Consider the following 17,499-nt stretch of genomic DNA (forward strand, 5'->3'; position numbering starts at 1 on the left):
GAAGGGAAGCCGCTGGCGCGCCCGAAGTTCCCGGTGTATCCCCCGCGCCATACACCTAGATAAGGAGAGATTTTCTTGATGAAGCGCAGCTCGATACTCGTCGCGGCCCTTCTTGCGACGACCGCCTGCACCCCGTCCGGCCAGTCCGCGACACAGGACAACAGCCAGGCAGCCAAGGCGACCAAGCCGGATGTTGGGATCGACCTGGCAGGGCTCGACAAGACGGTAAAGCCCGGCAACGACTTCGAGGAATATGCCAACGGCACCTGGCGCAAGAACACCAAGATTCCGCCCGACCGGTCGAGCACCGGCGTTTTTCTGGAAGTGTTCAAAAAGGCCGAGGCGCATAACCGGCAGATCGTCGACGATGCGGTGAAGGCGAATGCGGCCGAGGGCACCGACACGCGCCGCATCGCCGACTATTACAAGGCGTTCATGGACACGAACGGGATCGAGCAGCGCGGCCTTGCACCGCTGAAGGCCGATCTCGATGCGATCTCCGCGGTTTCGGACAAGCAGCAATTGTCGAAGATGCTGGGCGCGAACATACGCGCCGATGTCGATCCGCTGAACGCCACCGATTTCGAAACGCCCAACCTGTTCGGCATCTTTGTCAGCCAGGCGTTCGACCATCCGAACCAGAACTGGCCCTATGTGCTGCAGGGCGGCCTCGGCCTGCCGGGCAAGGACTATTACACATCGTCCGATGGCGACATGGCGAAGATCCGCAGCGAATATAAGGCGTATATCGCCAAGTTGCTGACGCTCGCCGGGATCGACGATGCCGATGCGCGCGCGCAGCGTATCTTCGACCTCGAGATGAAGATCGCGAAGACGCACGAGGGGATCGTCGAGAGCCAGGACGCGCACAAGGCCGACAATCCGTGGATGCGATCCGATTTTGCCAAGAAGGCGCCGGGGATCGACTGGGACGGCTTCTGGAACGCCGCGCAGCTCGGCGACCGGCAGGGCTTTATCGTGTGGCAGCCGCAGGCGGTGATCGGCTCCGCCAAGCTTGTCCAGTCCGAACCGCTTCAAGCCTGGAAAGACTGGCTGACCTTTCATGCGATCGATCAGGTGACCGACGCGCTGCCGAAGAAATTCGACGACGCGCATTTCGCCTTTTACAGCAAGGAACTGAACGGTACGCCCGAACAGCGGCCGCGTGACCAGCGCGCGATTTCCAGCCTGAATCGCAATCTGGGCGACGCTGTCGGCAAGCTGTACGCCGAACGGTATTTCCCCGCATCGTCCAAGGCCGACATCCAGAATATGGTGCAGGGCATTCTCGCGGCATTCCACAAGCGCGTCGAGAACCTGACCTGGATGACGCCCAAGACGAAGCAGGAAGCGCTCAAGAAGATCGAGACGATGCATGTCGGGATCGGCTATCCCGAGAGCTGGCGCGATTATTCGGGGCTGGTCATCAAGCCGAACGATCCGGTCGGAAACCTCCACCGCGCCGAAATGGCCGAATACAAGCACCAGCTCGCCAAGCTGAACCAGGCGCCCGACAAGGACGAGTGGTGGATGACGCCGCAGACGGTGAACGCGGTGAATTTGCCGTTGCAGAATGCGCTGAATTTCCCAGCGGCGATCCTGCAGGCGCCGTTCTACGACCCCAATGCCGATCCGGCTGCCAATTACGGCTCGATCGGTGCTGTGATCGGGCATGAGATCAGCCACAGCTTCGACAATCTGGGCGCGGATTTCGATGCCGAGGGGCGGCTGCGCAACTGGTGGACGCCCGAAGACCTCAAGCATTTCGAGGAGCAGGGGCAGGCGCTGGTCAAGCAGTTCAATGCCTATGAACCGCTGCCCGGCATCCACATCAACGGGCAGCAGACGCTGGGCGAGAACATCGCCGATGTCGCCGGCCTGACCGCGGCCTATGAAGCGTATCACGCATCGCTGAACGGCAAGGAAGCGCCGGTGATCGACGGGCTGACCGGCGACCAGCGCTTCTTCCTCGCCTTTGCGCAGAGCTGGCGCGAGAAAATCCGCGACAAGGCGCTGAAGGCGCGCATCGCGACCGATGCGCATGCGCCCGCGAAATACCGGGCGGAAACGGTGCGTAACCTAGACGCGTGGTACAAGGCGTTCGACGTCAAGCCGAATGCGAAACTGTATCTGCCCGCCGACAAGCGGGTTCATGTCTGGTGATGCAATGGGCGCGGCGGATACGCCGCGCCCGACCGGCCAATGCCGTTGATTCCATGCGCGGCCGGTTGCTCTGTACGTAGGACTGAAAAAGAGCACCCGACCGCGCATGGATGCTGAAGCAAGTTCAGCAAACTCGCTCTAACATGCGATTACGCGCCGATAAGTTCCCGCCCGATCAGGAAACGGCGGATTTCGTTGGTTCCGGCGCCGATGTCATAGAGCTTGGCATCGCGCAATAGCCGTTCGACCGGCCATTCCTTCGTATAGCCGGCGCCGCCGAGCGCCTGGATCGCCTCCAGCGCTGATTTGACAGCATTTTCCGACGCCAGCAGGATCGCGCCCGCCGCATCGAAGCGCGTCGTTTTTCCCGCATCGCAGGCTCGCGCGACCGAATAGACATAAGCGCGCGCCGAATTGAGCGCGACATACATGTCGGCGACCTTTGCCTGAATGAGCTGAAAGCTGCCGATCGGCGTGCCGAACTGCTTGCGCTCGCGGACATAGGGCAGGACGGTGTCGAGACAGGCCTGCATGATGCCGAGCGGCCCGGCGGCGAGAACCGCACGTTCATAGTCGAGGCCGCTCATCAGCACCTGAACGCCCTTGTTGACCTCGCCGAGCACATTCTCGGCCGGAACCTCGCAATCGTCGAAGACGAGTTCTGCGGTATCCGAACCGCGCATCCCCATCTTGTCGAGCTTTTTCGATACCGAGAAACCGGCGAAATCGCGCTCGATCAGAAATGCGGTGATGCCCTTTGGTCCGGCCTCGGGCTCGGTCTTGGCATAGACGACGAGCGTGTTCGCTTCGGGCGCATTGGTAATCCAGAACTTGGTACCGTTGAGGACATAGCGGTCGTTGCCCTTTGCCTCCGCCTTCAGCTTCATCGACACGACGTCGGAGCCCGAACCAGCTTCGGACATGGCGAGGCTGCCGACATGCTCGCCGGAGATCAGTCGGGGCAGATAACGCTTCTTCTGCTCCTCGTTGCCCCAGCGGCGGATCTGGTTGACGCACAGATTGGAGTGCGCGCCATAGGACAGCCCGATCGAGGCCGATGCGCGCGAGACTTCCTCCATCGCGACGCAATGTTCGAGATAGCCGAGGCCCAGACCTCCAAATTCTTCCTCCACGGTGATGCCGTGCAGACCCAGCTCTCCCATTTGCGGCCACAGGTCGCGGGGGAAGCGGTTGGTTTCATCGACCTCCGCCGCGATCGGCGCGATCTTGTCGGTTGCGAAACGCTCGGTCGTCTCGCGGATCATGTCGGCGGTTTCGCCGAGCGCGAAATCCATCGTTGGTTGCATCGTCTCTCCCTAGCGGCCGCTTTCGGCCATATCCGTTCAAGCAGCGGCCCTACCGTAATGTTCCGGCTCCGGGAAGCCTGCGCGCAGCGAGCAACCGGGCGCCTGTCGGGCGATCTCGTTTCCGACGAGGGTCGCGCGACATCTTCCCGGTTTGTGTCTTTTCGCAACTCATCGCGCTCCAACAGAAAGTATAAGCATTCGATACCGTTGAGCGGTCCGAACGGCACGGTTTCGGAAGGGGGAGCTATGGAATTTCCCGCTTTGCTGGCGCGCATGCGTGATGTCGATCAGGACGCCCTGCTGATCGGTCGACCATTGGCGGATCGCGATGTGGATATGAGAAACGCCGCTCGCGGCGAGGCTCGCCACAGCTCGCCCTTGCACCTTTCCCCCGGTCATGCGTCATGGCTTCGCGCCGCCGCTGCCGGATCCGGTGCCAGCCTGACGCTGGGCATGATCGTTTCCTGGCTGGTCCTGGGCCACCGCGCCACCCGCCGCACGGCTGTCGCGACGGTGCCGCAGGCGCCCATCGTGGTCGAACCGGTGACCGAAGTCCGGCCCGTCAGGAAAGTGCTGGCGATCGGGGCGCACCCGGACGATATCGAATTTGGCTGCGCAGCGACGCTTTCGCGCTACAAGGCGGCGGGATACTCTACGCGCGCGGTCGTTATGACGCGCGGCGAGACGGGCCGCGGCGCCGAACGCGCGCGCGGCGGACAGCGCCAGAACGAGGCGCGCGACGCCGCGGCGATCATCAAGCTCGACTCGGTGGAATTCCATAAGTTTCCCGACGGGCAGCTGTCGGCGCACAACCATGCGGTGCGGCAGACGATCGAGGCCGAGGTGCAACGGCTGAAACCCGACATCGTCCTGACGCACACGCCGCTCGACCGGCATATGGACCATCGCCAGGTCTTCGAGGCGAGCAACGAGGCGTGCCGTCATGTGCCGACGCTGCTTTGTTACGAAAATCCCAATACGCCGGCTGAGTTTCGTCCCAATGTCTTTATCGACGCCTCGCCCTATATCGAACAGAAGCTGGCCGCGCTCGGCTGCCATTTCAGCCAGAGCGACAAGCCCTATTTTTCACCCGATCTGATCCGGAGCATCGCCCGGGTGCGCGGGAACCAGGCGCAGTTGCGTTTTGCCGAGGGCTTTTTCGCCATTCGTGTGCAGTCGGAAGCGCTGTGACCGCGCTGCGTCAGATCGCCTGTGCGCCCGCAGTGCCCGAACCGGCTGCGGTTCCGTGCGGTCGCCGCGTGCTGGTGACCGGGGTCGGGGGACCGGCGGGGCGGGCTGCGTCCGCGGCGCTCGCACGTGCGGGCTATTCGGTGATCGGGTGCGACATGCGGCGCGTGCCGTTCCCGTTCGGCGAGTTCGAAACCGCGCTGCCGGTAAGCGATCCCAACTATGCCGCGCAGCTTGGCGCCATGTTGTCGAATCATGCGGTGGACTGGCTGGTGCCGACTGTCGCCGAAGAGATAGCGAGCGTGGCGATGCTTGCCGACGATCTGCGGCGGTCGGGTGTCGCGGTGTTCGTTCCGGAACCCGCGGGCGCGGCGATCTGTGCCGACAAATGGCATACGGTCGAACGGCTGCGCGCAGCAGGGATCGCCGTGCCCGCGAGCGCGATAGGCGCGCCCGATTGCCCCGAGGTCGCGGAGCTTGGGCTTCCGCTGCTCGGTAAGCCGCGGATCGGCAGGGGCGGTCGTGGCGTGACGGTGTACGACCGCCTGCCCGAAGCGGCACCCGGCGATGCGACCTTGTGGCAGCAATTTCTGCCCGGCGCGGAATATATCGTCGCGCTGTTGCCCGGCCGCGCCGAGGGGGAAATGCCGCTGGCGGTTGCCGTGCTCGAAAAGCTCGCGCTGCGTGAAGGGTTGACGGGCAATGCGCTGTCGGTCCGGCGTGTAACCGCACCCGATGTAGCGCGCCTGGCGGTGTCCGCCGCTTCGGCACTAGCGCTGAAGGGGCCGCTCGATGTCGACATAAGGCGGGACCGCGAGGGTAAGCCCTATATTCTGGAGATCAATCCGCGGGTCGGCGCCAGGCTACTCGACGCGCCGGAGCTGATTGCCGAAATGATCGCGCTGCAACAGGGCGGGTGGCCGGGATGATCGGCACGGCCTTTGCGACATATATCGGCTGGGCGGGGCCGGTAATTCTGGTCTTCGGGCTGCTCCCGTTCGTCATGGTGCCGCTCGTCCTCGCCTATCTGATATGGGAACGCGGCGCGCTTCGCCGCGCAAGCATGATGGTCCCGCCGCGCGTGTCGGTGATCGTACCCGCCTATAACGAAGCGCGGACCATCGTTGCGGGAGTGCGCTCGATACTCCATTCGCGCTATCCCGATTTCGAGGTCATCGTCGTCAATGACGGATCGACCGACCATAGCGAGGACATGCTGCGCGACCTGATCGATCGCGGTGCGATCCGCTATCTGGCGAAGGAAAATGGCGGTAAGGCGTCCGCGTTGAACGCAGGCATCGCCGTCGCGACCGGCGAGGTGATCCTGTTCACCGACGCCGACACGATCTTCACGCCGACCACGATTGCGAGAGGTGTGGCATATCTCGCCGATCCGGCGGTGGGAGCGGTCGGTGGCAACGATACGCCGCTGGCTCCGCAGGGCTGGCTTCAGAAGATGCTCGTCGTCACCTCGCATGTCGGTACCGGCTATGTCCGCCGCGCGCTTTCGGTTGCGCGAATCCTGCCGATCATCCCCGGCAATCTGGGGTTCGTGCGCACCGATATTCTCCGTTCGATCGGCGGTTTCCGGGAAGTCTGGGGAGAAGATCTCGAACTGACGCTGCGATTGCAGCGCGAACGCGTTCGCATCGTCTATGGCGCGCGCGCCAAGGTGCTTTCCGAATGCCCGCACAGCCTGAGCGGCCTCTGGAAGCAGCGCGTGCGCTGGATGCGCAGCTATATCAAGGTCGTGCGCGATCACCGGGCGATGCTCGGGCGCCTCCGCTTTGGTCTGTTCGGGCCGTATCTCGCGCTGCTGACGGTGAGCATGGTGGCGATTCCGGTGCTTCAGATCAGTCTGCTGGCGCTGTTACCCTGGATCGTCGGAACGGGCGCGCTGTCGCTGACCGTCACCGCCATTATCGGATATTTCGGCCTGCTGACGACGTTGCTGATCGCCACGATCGCAGTCGCTCTCGACGATCGTCCGCGCGACATCGTTTATCTGCCCTATATCGTCATGCTCGTCCCGATGAGCGTGTTCTACAACGCGGTCGTGCTCTATTCGATCTGGGCGGAGCTCCGCGCACGGCCGGAGCTGTGGAACAAGCTCGATCGCCGCGGCGCCCAGCAGGTCGCGCGCATTCCCGTCCATGCGATCGGTCGCCGCGAGCTTACGGCCGGGATTGCGGGGTTGGTGGCATTGGGCGCGGGCGGCGGGCTGATCCGCGGGATACCCGGCGGCGCTGCTTTGCGCATCCACGAACCCTTGCCCGAATTCAAGCTCGCCGTGGCGATCCACTTTCCCGACTGGCCGAGCTGGCGCGCCGCCCTGCACGATGTGCTCGCCGTGCCCGAACTGGGGATTGCAGAACGGATCGCGGTTTCGGCGGGAAGGGCCGACTGGACGTTCTTTCGCTGGCCGGGACATGTGCGGTGGTGGAGCGAGCCGCAAACCGACACCGCCGACGATATGCTGGAAACCGCGGTTACGGCGCTCCGTGAAAAGGGACACCGGGTCTCCGCCGTGCTCGACGTGTTCGCGCCGCTCTACCTGACGCAGAATCCGAATTGCCGCGCGGCCGACGAGCATGGCAACCGAAGCGAGGATATCGTCTGTTCGACCTGTCTGGCGGAGGGCGAGTTCGGCGCGCTTCTCGTCGATGCGTGCTCGGCACTCGCGGCGGGGAGCGCGGTGGACGAGATTTGCATCACCGAGCTTTATTACGACCGCTATTGTTTCGACGACCGCTGTCTTGCCGCTTTCAGGCGCGCGACCGGCAAGCGGGGATGGCCGCGGCGCAGCGACGGCCGCATCAATCATCTGGACCGGCACCTCACCGAATGGCGTTCGAAGCAGGTCGCGACGATCCTGGGGCGGTTGTCCTCTGCGGCCCGGCTCCACGACAAGCGCCTGATCGCCGACGTAAAGGTGAGCCGGGGGAATTTCTCGCGCAACAGCCGGGAGAACGGGCAGAATTACGACCTGATTCTGCCGCGCGTCGATCAACTCGTCGTATGGGACTATTTCGCGTTGAATGGCCTCGAACCCGATTCGAGCGGCAAGCTGGCGCGCTATCTTTCCCGAGAATTGGGGCCCGACCGATACTGGCATTCGATCGGGCTGTGGGATCGCCATCATCACAGCGTCCCCGCCGACGCGATGGGGGACAGTATTTCCGCGGCGGTGCGTGGCGGGGCGCGAAATCTGTGGATCACGCCGGGGCGGCGCCTGTCGCGCAAGCATTGGGAAACGCTGGCGCGGCTCAAGGGAGGATGACGATGCGGGGGGCAATCTCTTGCGGGGGCGGTCGCTTTCGCGCGGTGCTGGCGACGTTGCTGCCCGCATTGGCGCTGGGTGCGATGCTGGCCGCTGTACCGGGCGCCACGGCGCAGACCAATGCGGGGGAAGCGCCGCGCGACGGAACGACGCTGTCGGAGGAAACCGAGCGCCAGATCCGCGATTTCCGGTGGGATGCGGCAATTGCCGAATATCGCGCGGCGATCGCGGAAAACCCTGACAATGCCGAGGCATGGCGTGGTCTCGGCAGGGTGTTGCGCTGGAAGGGAAGGCTTGCCGAGTCGCGCGACGCCTATCGCCATGCGGCTGCGATCGCACCGGACAACCCCGATGCCGAACTGGGGATTGCGCTCACCTATCGTTACGACCGCAACTTCGGTGCGGCGCGTTCAGCCTATGACCAGGCGGTCGCGCGGTGGCCCGACGACCCCGAGGTCCTTTCCGAAAGGCGGACCTTTCTGCGAGATACCATGCCGCGAGTAGCGCTATTTTACGAACGCGACCTGTCGTTCGAAACGCTGTCGGCGGGGATGGGACTTCCGCTTGCCAATGGCGACGAAGTGACCGGCGAGTGGCAACGCGAGGAACGTCCGGACATCTATGTACGGCGCGACTGGCGGGCAGGATATCAGCATTATTTCGGGTTTCAGCACTATATTCAGGTCGATGCGCGGTTATCGCGATATAGCTATGACAATCCCGTCACCGATTTCGCTGCGATCGACCGGTTCCAGGAATTCCGTATTCGCTATGCGGTGCCGGTCACGCCCGATCAGGTTGTAACCGCGCGCTATTCGCTGCGCGCGACGCGGCTGAAAACGAGCAGGCAGACCTTCAGCGCGCACAAGTTCGAGGTGGAATTGCGTTCGCAATGGTCGCCGAGATTTTCGACCACCATCGGTAGCGGCCTGTTGCGCGACCTGAACGACGGGGCGACCAGCGCGTCGGACCAGCGCACGACGGTATTGGTCCGGGCCGGCGCCGAATACCGCGTCACGCCGCGGCTGCAACTGGCCGCGAACTACATCACCAATCCCGACCTCGACAACACGATCAAGGGAACCGCGCTTGCCCAGGTCAGCTATAGCTGGAACGGCCGCTGGTCGTCGCTCTACCGGTTCCGTGCCGACGACTATAAGGACAGCGAGGACCAGACCGCGCATTATCTGGGCATGCGCTATTCGCCCGGCGGCCATGTCTGGGCGGAGGCGGGCGTGAAATATGTCGAGCGCGGGAAACGATCGGGCATCTACCCGCTGGCCTCGCTGATCTACCGCTTCTGAACGCGCATGGCCTTGGGAGGCGTGTTTCGTTTATGACGCGTTGTACTTGGGTGAGGGCAGGCTATGGTATTGAAATGTCGCTGCTCGTTGAATTCCTGTTGTCGGTTGCGCTTTCCCCCTGGGAAGACGGTCCGGAGGACAGACGTTCGTGGAAGGCCTGGGCCATTTGGCTCGGCACGCTGATTCTCCTTTTCGGTGGGATGCTGGCAGCTATTATCATTTTTTTGGTTGCTGTCGGAGGATAGTGGCGAAGCCCGGCTTTCGCATCGAAGCTTGCTGCCCTAATCCCGTCGCATGCGCCCCGAAATCCTCAACCCGCTTTTTGCCGAGACGACTGCGCTGAAAGGTGTCGGGCCGGCGCTTGCCAGGCCGCTCGAACGGCTGGGGCTGGAACGGGCGGTGGATATCGCCTTTCACCTGCCGACGGGATGGATCGACCGCTTTCCGCGCGACGAACTCGACATGGCCGATGCCGGGCGGGTGATCGCGATCACGCTGACCGCGACCGATTACAAGGCCGGGGCGACGCGTCGCGGGCCGATGCGCGTCCATGCGACCGACGCGAAGGGCAATTATGTCAGCCTCGTCTATTTCGGCGGCAATTCGGGATGGGTACGGAAGCTGCTTCCGCTGGGCGAGCAGCGGCGCGTTTCGGGTAAGCTGGAGATGTACGGGCAGGAACTGCAGATCGTGCATCCCGACTATGTCGTGCCGCTGGACGAGGCCGAGGAGCATCCCGAGCGCGAGGCGATCTATCCGCTTTCGGAAGGGATCACGTCGCGGCGGATCGCGGCGCTTGCCGAACAGGCGATCGGGCGCGCACCCGACCTGCCCGAATGGATCGAGCCGAGCGTCAAGGCGCAGCATGGCTGGCCCGACTGGCTCGACGCGCTGAAAAAAATTCACGCCGACCCATCGGACGCGAAGGCGCGCGAGCGGCTCGCCTATGACGAGATTTTCGCCAATCAGCTCGCGCTGCTGCTCGTACGCGGCGAGGCGCGGAGCAAGCGGGGGCGGCCGCTGACAGGCGACGGGCGACTTCGCGACCGGCTCGATCTGCCCTATGCGCCGACAGGGGCGCAGGCGCGGACGATTGCCGAGATCGAGGGAGACCTGGCGCAGCAGCGGCCGATGCTGCGGCTGCTGCAAGGTGATGTCGGGTCGGGCAAGACGCTGGTCGCGGCGATGGCGCTGCTGATGGCGGCGGAAGCGGGGGCGCAAGGGGCGCTGCTCGCGCCGACCGAGATCCTCGCGCGCCAGCATTACGAGACGCTCAGCCGGATGCTGGCCGGGATCGGGGTCAACCTCGCCATCCTGACGGGCCGCGACAAGGGGCGGGTGCGCGAAGGCGTGCTGATGGGGCTGGCCGACGGCTCGATCGATATTCTGATCGGCACGCACGCGATCTTTCAGGAAGGCGTGAACTACAAGGATTTGGGGCTGGTCGTGGTCGACGAACAGCACCGCTTCGGTGTCGCGCAGCGGATGATGCTGCAGGCCAAGGCCGAACGTCCGCCGCACCTGCTGGTGATGACCGCGACGCCGATCCCGCGCACGCTGACGCTCGCGCAATATGGCGAGATGGATGTCAGCCGGCTCGACGAGATGCCGCCGGGCCGCCAGCCGATCGAGACGCGCGTCGTGTCCGAAGAGCGGATGGACGAGGTGGTCGATGGCCTTGCGCGCCACCTGTCGGGTGGGGGGCAGGCCTATTGGGTGTGTCCGCTGGTTGAGGAAAGCGCCAAGAGCGATCTTGCCGCCGCGGAGGACCGCGCGGCGGTGCTCGCCAAGCGGTTCGGCGATCGGGTCGGGCTGGTTCACGGCCGGATGAAGGGGCCGGCCAAGGATGCGGTGATGGAGCAGTTCGCGAGCGGCAAGCTGGGCGTGCTCGTCGCGACCACGGTGATCGAGGTCGGTGTCGATGTTCCCAATGCCACGCTGATCGTCATCGAACATGCCGACCGGTTCGGGCTGGCGCAGCTCCACCAGTTGCGCGGGCGCGTGGGACGCGGTTCGGGCAAGTCGATCTGCCTGCTGCTGCGCGGCAACGCGCTGAGCGAGACATCGCGAGCGCGGCTAGCGCTGATGCGCGAGACGAATGACGGCTTCCGGATTGCCGAGGAGGATTTACGGCTGCGCGGCGCAGGCGAACTGCTCGGCACGCGGCAATCGGGCGAGATGGAGTTCCGGCTGGCCACGCCCGACAGCATGTCGGCGCTGTTGCCAGCGGCGAACCAGGACGCGCGTCTGCTGATCGAGCGTGACGGTGGTTTGAAGGGGGAGCGCGGTGCGGCTGCGCGAATCGCGCTCTATCTGTTCGAACGCGACGCGGCGGTCGGGCTGCTGCGTTCGGGTTAGGCGCTGACCATCGCGGCGAGCAGTTCGTAATAGCTGGCGCGGTCAATCGGCGGATCGAACTGGCAACCGATCCGCCCGCCCAGCGACCAGCGGATTTCGGCATCCACCGTGCCCGCCACGGGAAGACTGACGCGCAATTTTTCGCCTTCGCGGTATGTGGTTTCGGCGCGCGCCATCAGGCCGTGCGGGGAGATATTGACGACGAGCAGCGTGAGCGCCTTAGCATCGGGGCCGAACGCCCTGGCGCGGTAATGAACCTCGTCACGGTCGACCGATCGCTGATCGCGCACCGCGAGATTGCCAACCGTCCAGCTCATAAACGCACCCCTAATCCACCCGGCTTGAACTCGACCCTATCGGGCCACCCGTGAATCAGTCTGCAAGGAACAGGTTTAACAGGAATTTATCATACCAAAGCGTTCAGGCGCCCGGCGTCAGCAAACCGTGCTTTTTCTTGCCGGCCGAAATGCGAACATCGGAGCCGGAAACCACAATGATCTGCGCTTCATCGGCAATCTTTTCGCCATCGACGCGCGCGCCGCCACCCTTGATGAGGCGGCGTGCCTCCCCCTTCGATGCACAGAGATTTAGTCCGACAAGTGCATCGACGATGCCGATTTCGCCCGAGACCGCCATGCTGGGCAGCGCCTCGCCACCTACGCCCTCCTCGAAGGTCTTGCGCGCGGTTTCCGCGGCTTCGCGTGCGGCATCCGCGCCCCGGCACATGGTGGTGGCCGCATCGGCAAGCACCTTCTTTGCCTCGTTGATCTCCGCACCCTCGAGCGCTTCGAGGCGGGCGATCTCGTCGAGCGGCATATCGGTGAACAGGCGGAGGAAGCGGCCCACATCGCGGTCGTCCGCGTTGCGCCAATATTGCCAGTAATCATAGGCCGACAGCCGATCCTCGTTGAGCCACACGGCACCGGCCGCGGTCTTGCCCATTTTCGCACCGTCGGCGGTCGTCATCAGCGGCGTGGTGAGGCCGAACAGCTCGGTACCCTCGATCCGGCGCGTCAGTTCGATGCCGTTGACGATATTGCCCCACTGGTCCGATCCGCCCATTTGCAGGCGGCACCCGGCCCGGCGCGACAGTTCGAGAAAGTCGTAGGCCTGCAGGATCATATAGTTGAATTCGAGGAAGGTGAGCGGTTGTTCACGGTCGAGCCGCAGCTTCACCGAATCGAAACTGAGCATACGGTTGATCGTGAAATGCCGCCCGACATCGCGCAGGAACGGGATGTAATCGAGCGCGTCGAGCCATTCGGCATTGTCCACCATCACCGCGTCGGTGGGACCGTCGCCAAAGGTCAGGAACTGTTCGAAAACCTTGCGGATAGACGCGATATTGGCGGCGATCGCAGCGTCGTCGAGAAGCTGACGGCTCTCGTCCTTGCCCGAAGGATCGCCAACCTTCGTCGTGCCGCCGCCCATTACGACGATCGGCTTGTGACCGGCCTGCTGAAGCCGGCGCAGCATCATGATCTGAACGAGGCTGCCGACATGCAGCGACGATGCCGTCGCGTCGAAACCGATATAACCGGGCACGACCTGCTTGGCAGCAAGGGCATCGAGCCCCTCCGCGTCCGTCATCTGGTGGATATAGCCGCGCTCTGAGAGCAGGTTCAGCAGGTCTGATCGATATTCGGTCATGATGGATTGCGGTTAGCATGTCGGCAAGGACAGGCAACCCTGTTGGGTATTTGCCACGGACTTGCAGAAGCATTGTCCTTCCATCTACCGCATCCGTAAATCGGGTCGGAGCGAGCGTGCAGGCAAAGTTGATCCCTCATCCCCAAACGCCCTGCGAGGCGCTGGGCGGCATAACCGTCACCGTCGCGCCGCGGCGTGGCGCCTGCCTTGGCATCAGCTTTCGCGCGAGGGGCAATATCGGCGCGATCGCGTGGCCGGGTGAGCGGGAGCGTGGCGAGGGCCTCTGGCAGCGCGCGGACGAACTGTGGCGACATAGCTGTTTCGAGATGTTCGTCGCGCGCGAAAACGGTTGCGACTACCATGAAGTCAACGCGGCGACCTCCGGGCAATGGGCCGGATACCGCTTCGATGCGTATCGCGAGGGGATGACCACGGCCGATGATCTGGCGATGATCGCGGGCAAGTGGCGGCGGCTGCGCGACCGGGCGGAGATGCATCTTCTTGTGGAGCTACCCCCCGCCTATCGCGAGGTTTCGCTGGATGTCGGCCTGTCGGCGGTGATCGAGGGAAAGAACGGCAGCAAATCCTATTGGGCGCTCGCGCATTCTCAAGCGAAGCCCGATTTTCACGATCGCGCTTGCTTCGCGCTGAAAGTCCCGGCAGCGAAGCGGACATGAAATTCGGAATCGACCGCCTGCTCGCCGACCCTGATCTGCGAAAGCCGCTCGAAGGGCGGCGCGTCGGATTGCTCGCCCATCCTGCATCGGTGACCGAGGACCTGACGCACACGCTCGACGCGCTGATCGCGGCGGGGGTGGACGTGACCGCGGCGTTCGGGCCGCAGCACGGACTGCGCGGCGACAAGCAGGACAATATGGTTGAATCGCCCGATTTCGACGATCCCGTCCACCACGTTCCCGTATTCTCGTTATATGGCGAGGTTCGGCGCCCCACAGGCCAGTCGATGCAGACCTTCGATGTGCTGCTGATCGATCTGCAGGACCTTGGCTGCCGCATCTACACCTTCATCACGACGCTGCTCTACATGCTCGAAGCCGCCGCCGAGCATGGCAAGGAAGTGTGGGTTCTCGACCGACCGAATCCCGCGGGGCGCCCGGTCGAGGGGCTGACGCTTCGTCCTGGCTGGGAGAGTTTTGTCGGCGCCGGGCCCATGCCGATGCGGCACGGGTTGACGCTCGGCGAGATGGGGCTGTGGTTCGTCGACCATTTCGACCTCGATGTCGCGTACCGGATCGTCGAGATGGAAGGGTGGAAGCCCGAGGCCGCGCCCGGATTCGGCTGGCCGCCCCAGCGGGTGTGGGTCAATCCCAGCCCCAATGCGCCCAATGTGTCGATGGCGCGCGACTATGCGGGCACGGTGATGCTCGAAGGCACGACGCTGTCCGAAGGGCGCGGGACGACGCGCCCGCTGGAGCTGTTCGGCGCGCCCGATATCGATGCGCGCGCGGTGATGGCGGAGATGCGCGGCATGGCGCCCGATTGGCTGAAGGGGTGCACGCTGCGCGACTGCTGGTTCGAACCGACCTTTCACAAGCATGTCGGGATGTTGTGCAGCGGCGTCCATATCCATGCCGAGGGGCCGGGGTATGACCATGCCGCATTCCGGCCGTGGCGGCTGCAGTCGCTGGCGTTCAAGGCGATCCGCAGGCTTTATCCCGATTACGAGCTGTGGCGCGATTTCCCCTATGAATATGCGTTCGGAAAGCTTCCCATCGATGTCATCAACGGCGGACCGGCCTTGCGCGAATGGGTCGATGATGGTGCCGCAACACCCGGCGATCTCGACGCGCTGACCGCGCCCGACGAACGGGCATGGGAAGACATCCGCCGGTCCCATCTGCGATACTGATCGCCGGCTTTCTCGATACAGCGATTGTGCGCGGCGAAAGGCTCGCTTAACAGCCGGTTATGCTTGCGGGGCTCATTTTCGCGACCGAGGAATCGGACGACGCGGCGGATACGCTGGCGGCGACGCTGCCATTTGGCGGCATGACGCTGCTCGAATACCAGGCGCGGCTGCTGATCGCGGCGGGCGTGGGGCATATCCTCGTCGCCGTGGGGCGCGTCACGCCGGCACTGCTGGGTGCGGTCAGCCGGATCGGCAAGCGCGATATCGCGGTCGATGTCGTGCGCTCGGCCGAAGAAGCTGCGGCGAAGGCGCATCCGCTCGCCAACCTCATCATCCTCGCCGACGGTCTGGTCACGACCGACGGCGTCGTTCACCAGATGGCCGGCGAAGCGCCCGACGCGCTGCTCGTGACCGTCGACGAACAGACGCCCGCTTCCGTCGAACGCGTCGATTCGAACCATTGCTGGGCAGGCGTCGCGCTGATTTCGGCGGCGCGACTGGGGGATATCGCCGCACTTCCCCGCGAATATGATTTCCAGTCGAGCTTGCTGCGCGTTTGCGTTCAGGAGGGTGCGCGCCAGGTCCTGCTGCCCAGTTCGGCAAAACGCGCGGGGCATGGCGTCGAGCGCGATCGTGATGCGCTGGCCAGCCGGAGCAACGCGGTTCTTGCCGCACTCGCCAACCAGCGGACCGGGTGGGCCGACCGCTATATCTTCACCCCGATCACGCGGCTGGCGCTGCCGTGGCTCGTGCGGCGCAGCGTGCCCGACTGGGCGGTGATCGGCGCCGGAGCATTGCTTTCGGTCGCATCGCTGACGTTGTTCGGATTTCGCTTTCCGGCGATCGCGCTGTGCGTTGCGCTGCTCGCGGTCATGAGTCTTTCGACCGGGTCGCTGCTGAGCTGGCTGCGCGGGGACGACCGACCGGCGCGGTGGCAGGAAGGTGCGACGATCATCCTGTGCGGCATCGCCGTGCTGGCGGCAGGTGCGGACGAGAGTTTGCGCAGCTTCACCGCCACTGCGGCGGTTCTGGCGGCGGTGACGGTCGCGGTCGGAACGATGGTCGACCGGATGCCGGGTCGCAAGCGCGTATGGTACGGCAGCGCTACGGCCTATCTGCTGCTGGTAACACCGTTTGCCGTCGGTGGGCTGACGACGATCGGGCTGGGGGTGACTGCTGCCTATGCGCTGCTGACGATGGCGTCATCGGTCGAGCAGGTTCGCGAAAAGGCTTAGTGCGGTCTTAACGACATTCCCGCTATGAACAGCCTTATGTCCGGCCGTGATGTCGATATGCATGGTGGCGCCGCCAAGGGCGCGAATCGTCTGCTTGCCTCCGTTGCGGCGCTGACGGCGCGTGCGCGCGGTCGCGAGATGGCTGCGCTTCGCACCGTATTGCGCGGCGATTCGGCCTGGCTCGACGATCGCCGTCGCTGGGCGGTCGGCATGGCGCTGCGCGCCACCGTCGTCGCCGTGGAAGAAGAGATACGGGCGGTCGCGGTGCCGCAATTGTTGTCGATCGGAGAAGAGACGCTTGCCGAACGCGTCGAAACGCTGCCGACGGTGGCCGATCGCGTGATTTCGGAAGATTCCGAATCGAACCGCCGCGTCGCCGCCGAAGTCGTTGCCGTCACGCGGCTGCGCTTGCTGGGTAGCGCGATCCCGCCACAGGCCCCCGAACATCATGACCAGCCGAGCCTGCTCGCGCGACTGGCCGAACGCGACCATATGATGGTCACGCCCGCCGCTATGGCGCTGCTCAAGGCAGAGGCCGATGCCGACAACGGCGACGGATCGGGGCCGGTTATCCTGCCCGAACCGATCCGTGGTCCGCTAGTCTGGCGCGTCGCGGCGGCAATTCGGCTGGCGATTCGTTCGTCGGGGAAGATGGAAGCCGACGCGCTCGACCTTGCGCTGTGCGACGGCGCGCGCCGGTCGATCGACAATCATTCGGAAGACATCGACGCCGAGGAAGCGGCGATGCGGCTGGCCGCGACGCTTGAAGCAGCTGGCGAATCGCTGGTCGAGATGATCGACCAGTCGCTGGCGGACCGGCGCATTTCGCTGTTCACTGCACTGCTCGCCTGGGCCTTGCGCGTCGAATTTTCCGCGATCCGTGACCTGATCTTCGACGATATGGGCAATGGCCTTTGGGTTGCGATGCGTGCTGCCGACCTGCCTCGTGACATGATCGCGCGCGCTGCCTTCCTGCTGTCCGAAGCCGGATCGCGCCACGACATAGAAGCACTGGCCGACACGCTCGACACGTTGATGGAGATTGCACCCGACGATGCGCGCGCGGCACTTGCGCATCTGACGCTCGATTCGGAATATCGCCACGCCCTGCGCGCGCTCGCGCCGAAATGGGTGGGATGGTGAA

At 64.3% G+C, this 17,499-nt stretch carries 13 protein-coding genes; 10 read left to right on the forward strand and 3 right to left on the reverse strand.

Annotated elements, in window-relative coordinates; all coding sequences use genetic code 11:
* The first annotated feature begins 78 nt into the window (after window positions 1-78).
* Window positions 79-2,163, forward strand: coding sequence for a M13 family metallopeptidase (locus J7S20_RS02505; RefSeq protein ID WP_284052654.1), 2,085 nt, complete (start codon window positions 79-81; stop codon window positions 2,161-2,163).
* Window positions 2,164-2,312: 149 nt separating this feature from the next.
* Here the strand turns inward: J7S20_RS02505 and J7S20_RS02510 are convergent, their stop codons facing one another.
* The gene (locus J7S20_RS02510) at window positions 2,313-3,470 is read right to left on the reverse strand and encodes an isovaleryl-CoA dehydrogenase (RefSeq protein WP_284052655.1); all 1,158 of its coding nucleotides are present in this window, start codon (window positions 3,468-3,470) and stop codon (window positions 2,313-2,315) included.
* Window positions 3,471-3,923: 453 nt separating this feature from the next.
* Here J7S20_RS02510 and J7S20_RS02515 point away from each other — a divergent pair, with 453 nt between their 5' ends.
* The 5 genes from J7S20_RS02515 (at window position 3,924) to recG (ending at window position 11,600) form a co-directional block, all read left to right on the forward strand.
* On the forward strand, window positions 3,924-4,661 hold the full coding sequence (locus tag J7S20_RS02515) for a PIG-L deacetylase family protein (RefSeq protein WP_284053379.1): 738 nt from the start codon (window positions 3,924-3,926) through the stop codon (window positions 4,659-4,661).
* On the forward strand, window positions 4,658-5,587 hold the full coding sequence (locus J7S20_RS02520) for an ATP-grasp domain-containing protein (protein WP_284052656.1): 930 nt from the start codon (window positions 4,658-4,660) through the stop codon (window positions 5,585-5,587). The genes J7S20_RS02515 and J7S20_RS02520 overlap by 4 nt, the downstream gene beginning before the upstream one ends.
* Window positions 5,584-7,938: a glycosyltransferase family 2 protein gene (locus J7S20_RS02525; RefSeq protein ID WP_284053380.1), complete on the forward strand. Its 2,355-nt coding sequence runs from the start codon at window positions 5,584-5,586 to the stop codon at window positions 7,936-7,938. Before J7S20_RS02520 ends, J7S20_RS02525 begins: the two co-directional genes overlap by 4 nt.
* Before the next feature lie 2 nt (window positions 7,939-7,940).
* On the forward strand, window positions 7,941-9,242 hold the full coding sequence (locus J7S20_RS02530; protein ID WP_284052657.1) for a tetratricopeptide repeat protein: 1,302 nt from the start codon (window positions 7,941-7,943) through the stop codon (window positions 9,240-9,242).
* A 294-nt stretch (window positions 9,243-9,536) separates the two neighbouring features.
* The gene (gene recG, locus J7S20_RS02535; RefSeq protein ID WP_284052658.1) at window positions 9,537-11,600 is read left to right on the forward strand and encodes an ATP-dependent DNA helicase RecG; all 2,064 of its coding nucleotides are present in this window, start codon (window positions 9,537-9,539) and stop codon (window positions 11,598-11,600) included.
* On the opposite strand, the gene J7S20_RS02540 is transcribed toward recG, so the two are convergent.
* Window positions 11,597-11,917, reverse strand: coding sequence for a PilZ domain-containing protein (locus J7S20_RS02540; protein WP_284052659.1), 321 nt, complete (start codon window positions 11,915-11,917; stop codon window positions 11,597-11,599). The two genes, recG and J7S20_RS02540, sit on opposite strands and share 4 nt — an antisense overlap.
* 103 nt (window positions 11,918-12,020) lie before the next feature.
* Entirely contained in the window at window positions 12,021-13,250 is a 1,230-nt protein-coding gene (gene tyrS, locus J7S20_RS02545; RefSeq protein WP_284052660.1) for a tyrosine--tRNA ligase, read from the reverse strand.
* Between the two features lie 116 nt (window positions 13,251-13,366).
* On the opposite strand from tyrS, the gene J7S20_RS02550 reads away from it, so the two are divergent.
* The 4 genes from J7S20_RS02550 to J7S20_RS02565 are packed head-to-tail and all read left to right on the forward strand — an operon-like array spanning window position 13,367 to window position 17,498.
* A complete protein-coding gene (locus tag J7S20_RS02550; RefSeq protein WP_284052661.1) occupies window positions 13,367-13,927 on the forward strand; it encodes a DOMON-like domain-containing protein in 561 nt (186 codons plus the stop codon).
* A complete protein-coding gene (locus tag J7S20_RS02555; protein WP_284052662.1) occupies window positions 13,924-15,120 on the forward strand; it encodes an exo-beta-N-acetylmuramidase NamZ family protein in 1,197 nt (398 codons plus the stop codon). Before J7S20_RS02550 ends, J7S20_RS02555 begins: the two co-directional genes overlap by 4 nt.
* A 59-nt stretch (window positions 15,121-15,179) precedes the next feature.
* Window positions 15,180-16,355 carry a hypothetical protein gene (locus J7S20_RS02560; RefSeq protein ID WP_284052663.1) on the forward strand — a complete coding sequence of 392 codons (1,176 nt, stop codon included), beginning with the start codon at window positions 15,180-15,182 and terminating at the stop codon, window positions 16,353-16,355.
* Between the two features lie 36 nt (window positions 16,356-16,391).
* Window positions 16,392-17,498: a DUF2336 domain-containing protein gene (locus tag J7S20_RS02565; RefSeq protein ID WP_284052664.1), complete on the forward strand. Its 1,107-nt coding sequence runs from the start codon at window positions 16,392-16,394 to the stop codon at window positions 17,496-17,498.
* Window position 17,499: the final 1 nt, after the last annotated feature.

It is taken from the genome of Stakelama marina (assembly GCF_018122655.1).
In the GTDB taxonomy this organism is placed as follows: Bacteria; Pseudomonadota; Alphaproteobacteria; order Sphingomonadales; family Sphingomonadaceae; genus Sphingomonas; species Sphingomonas marina.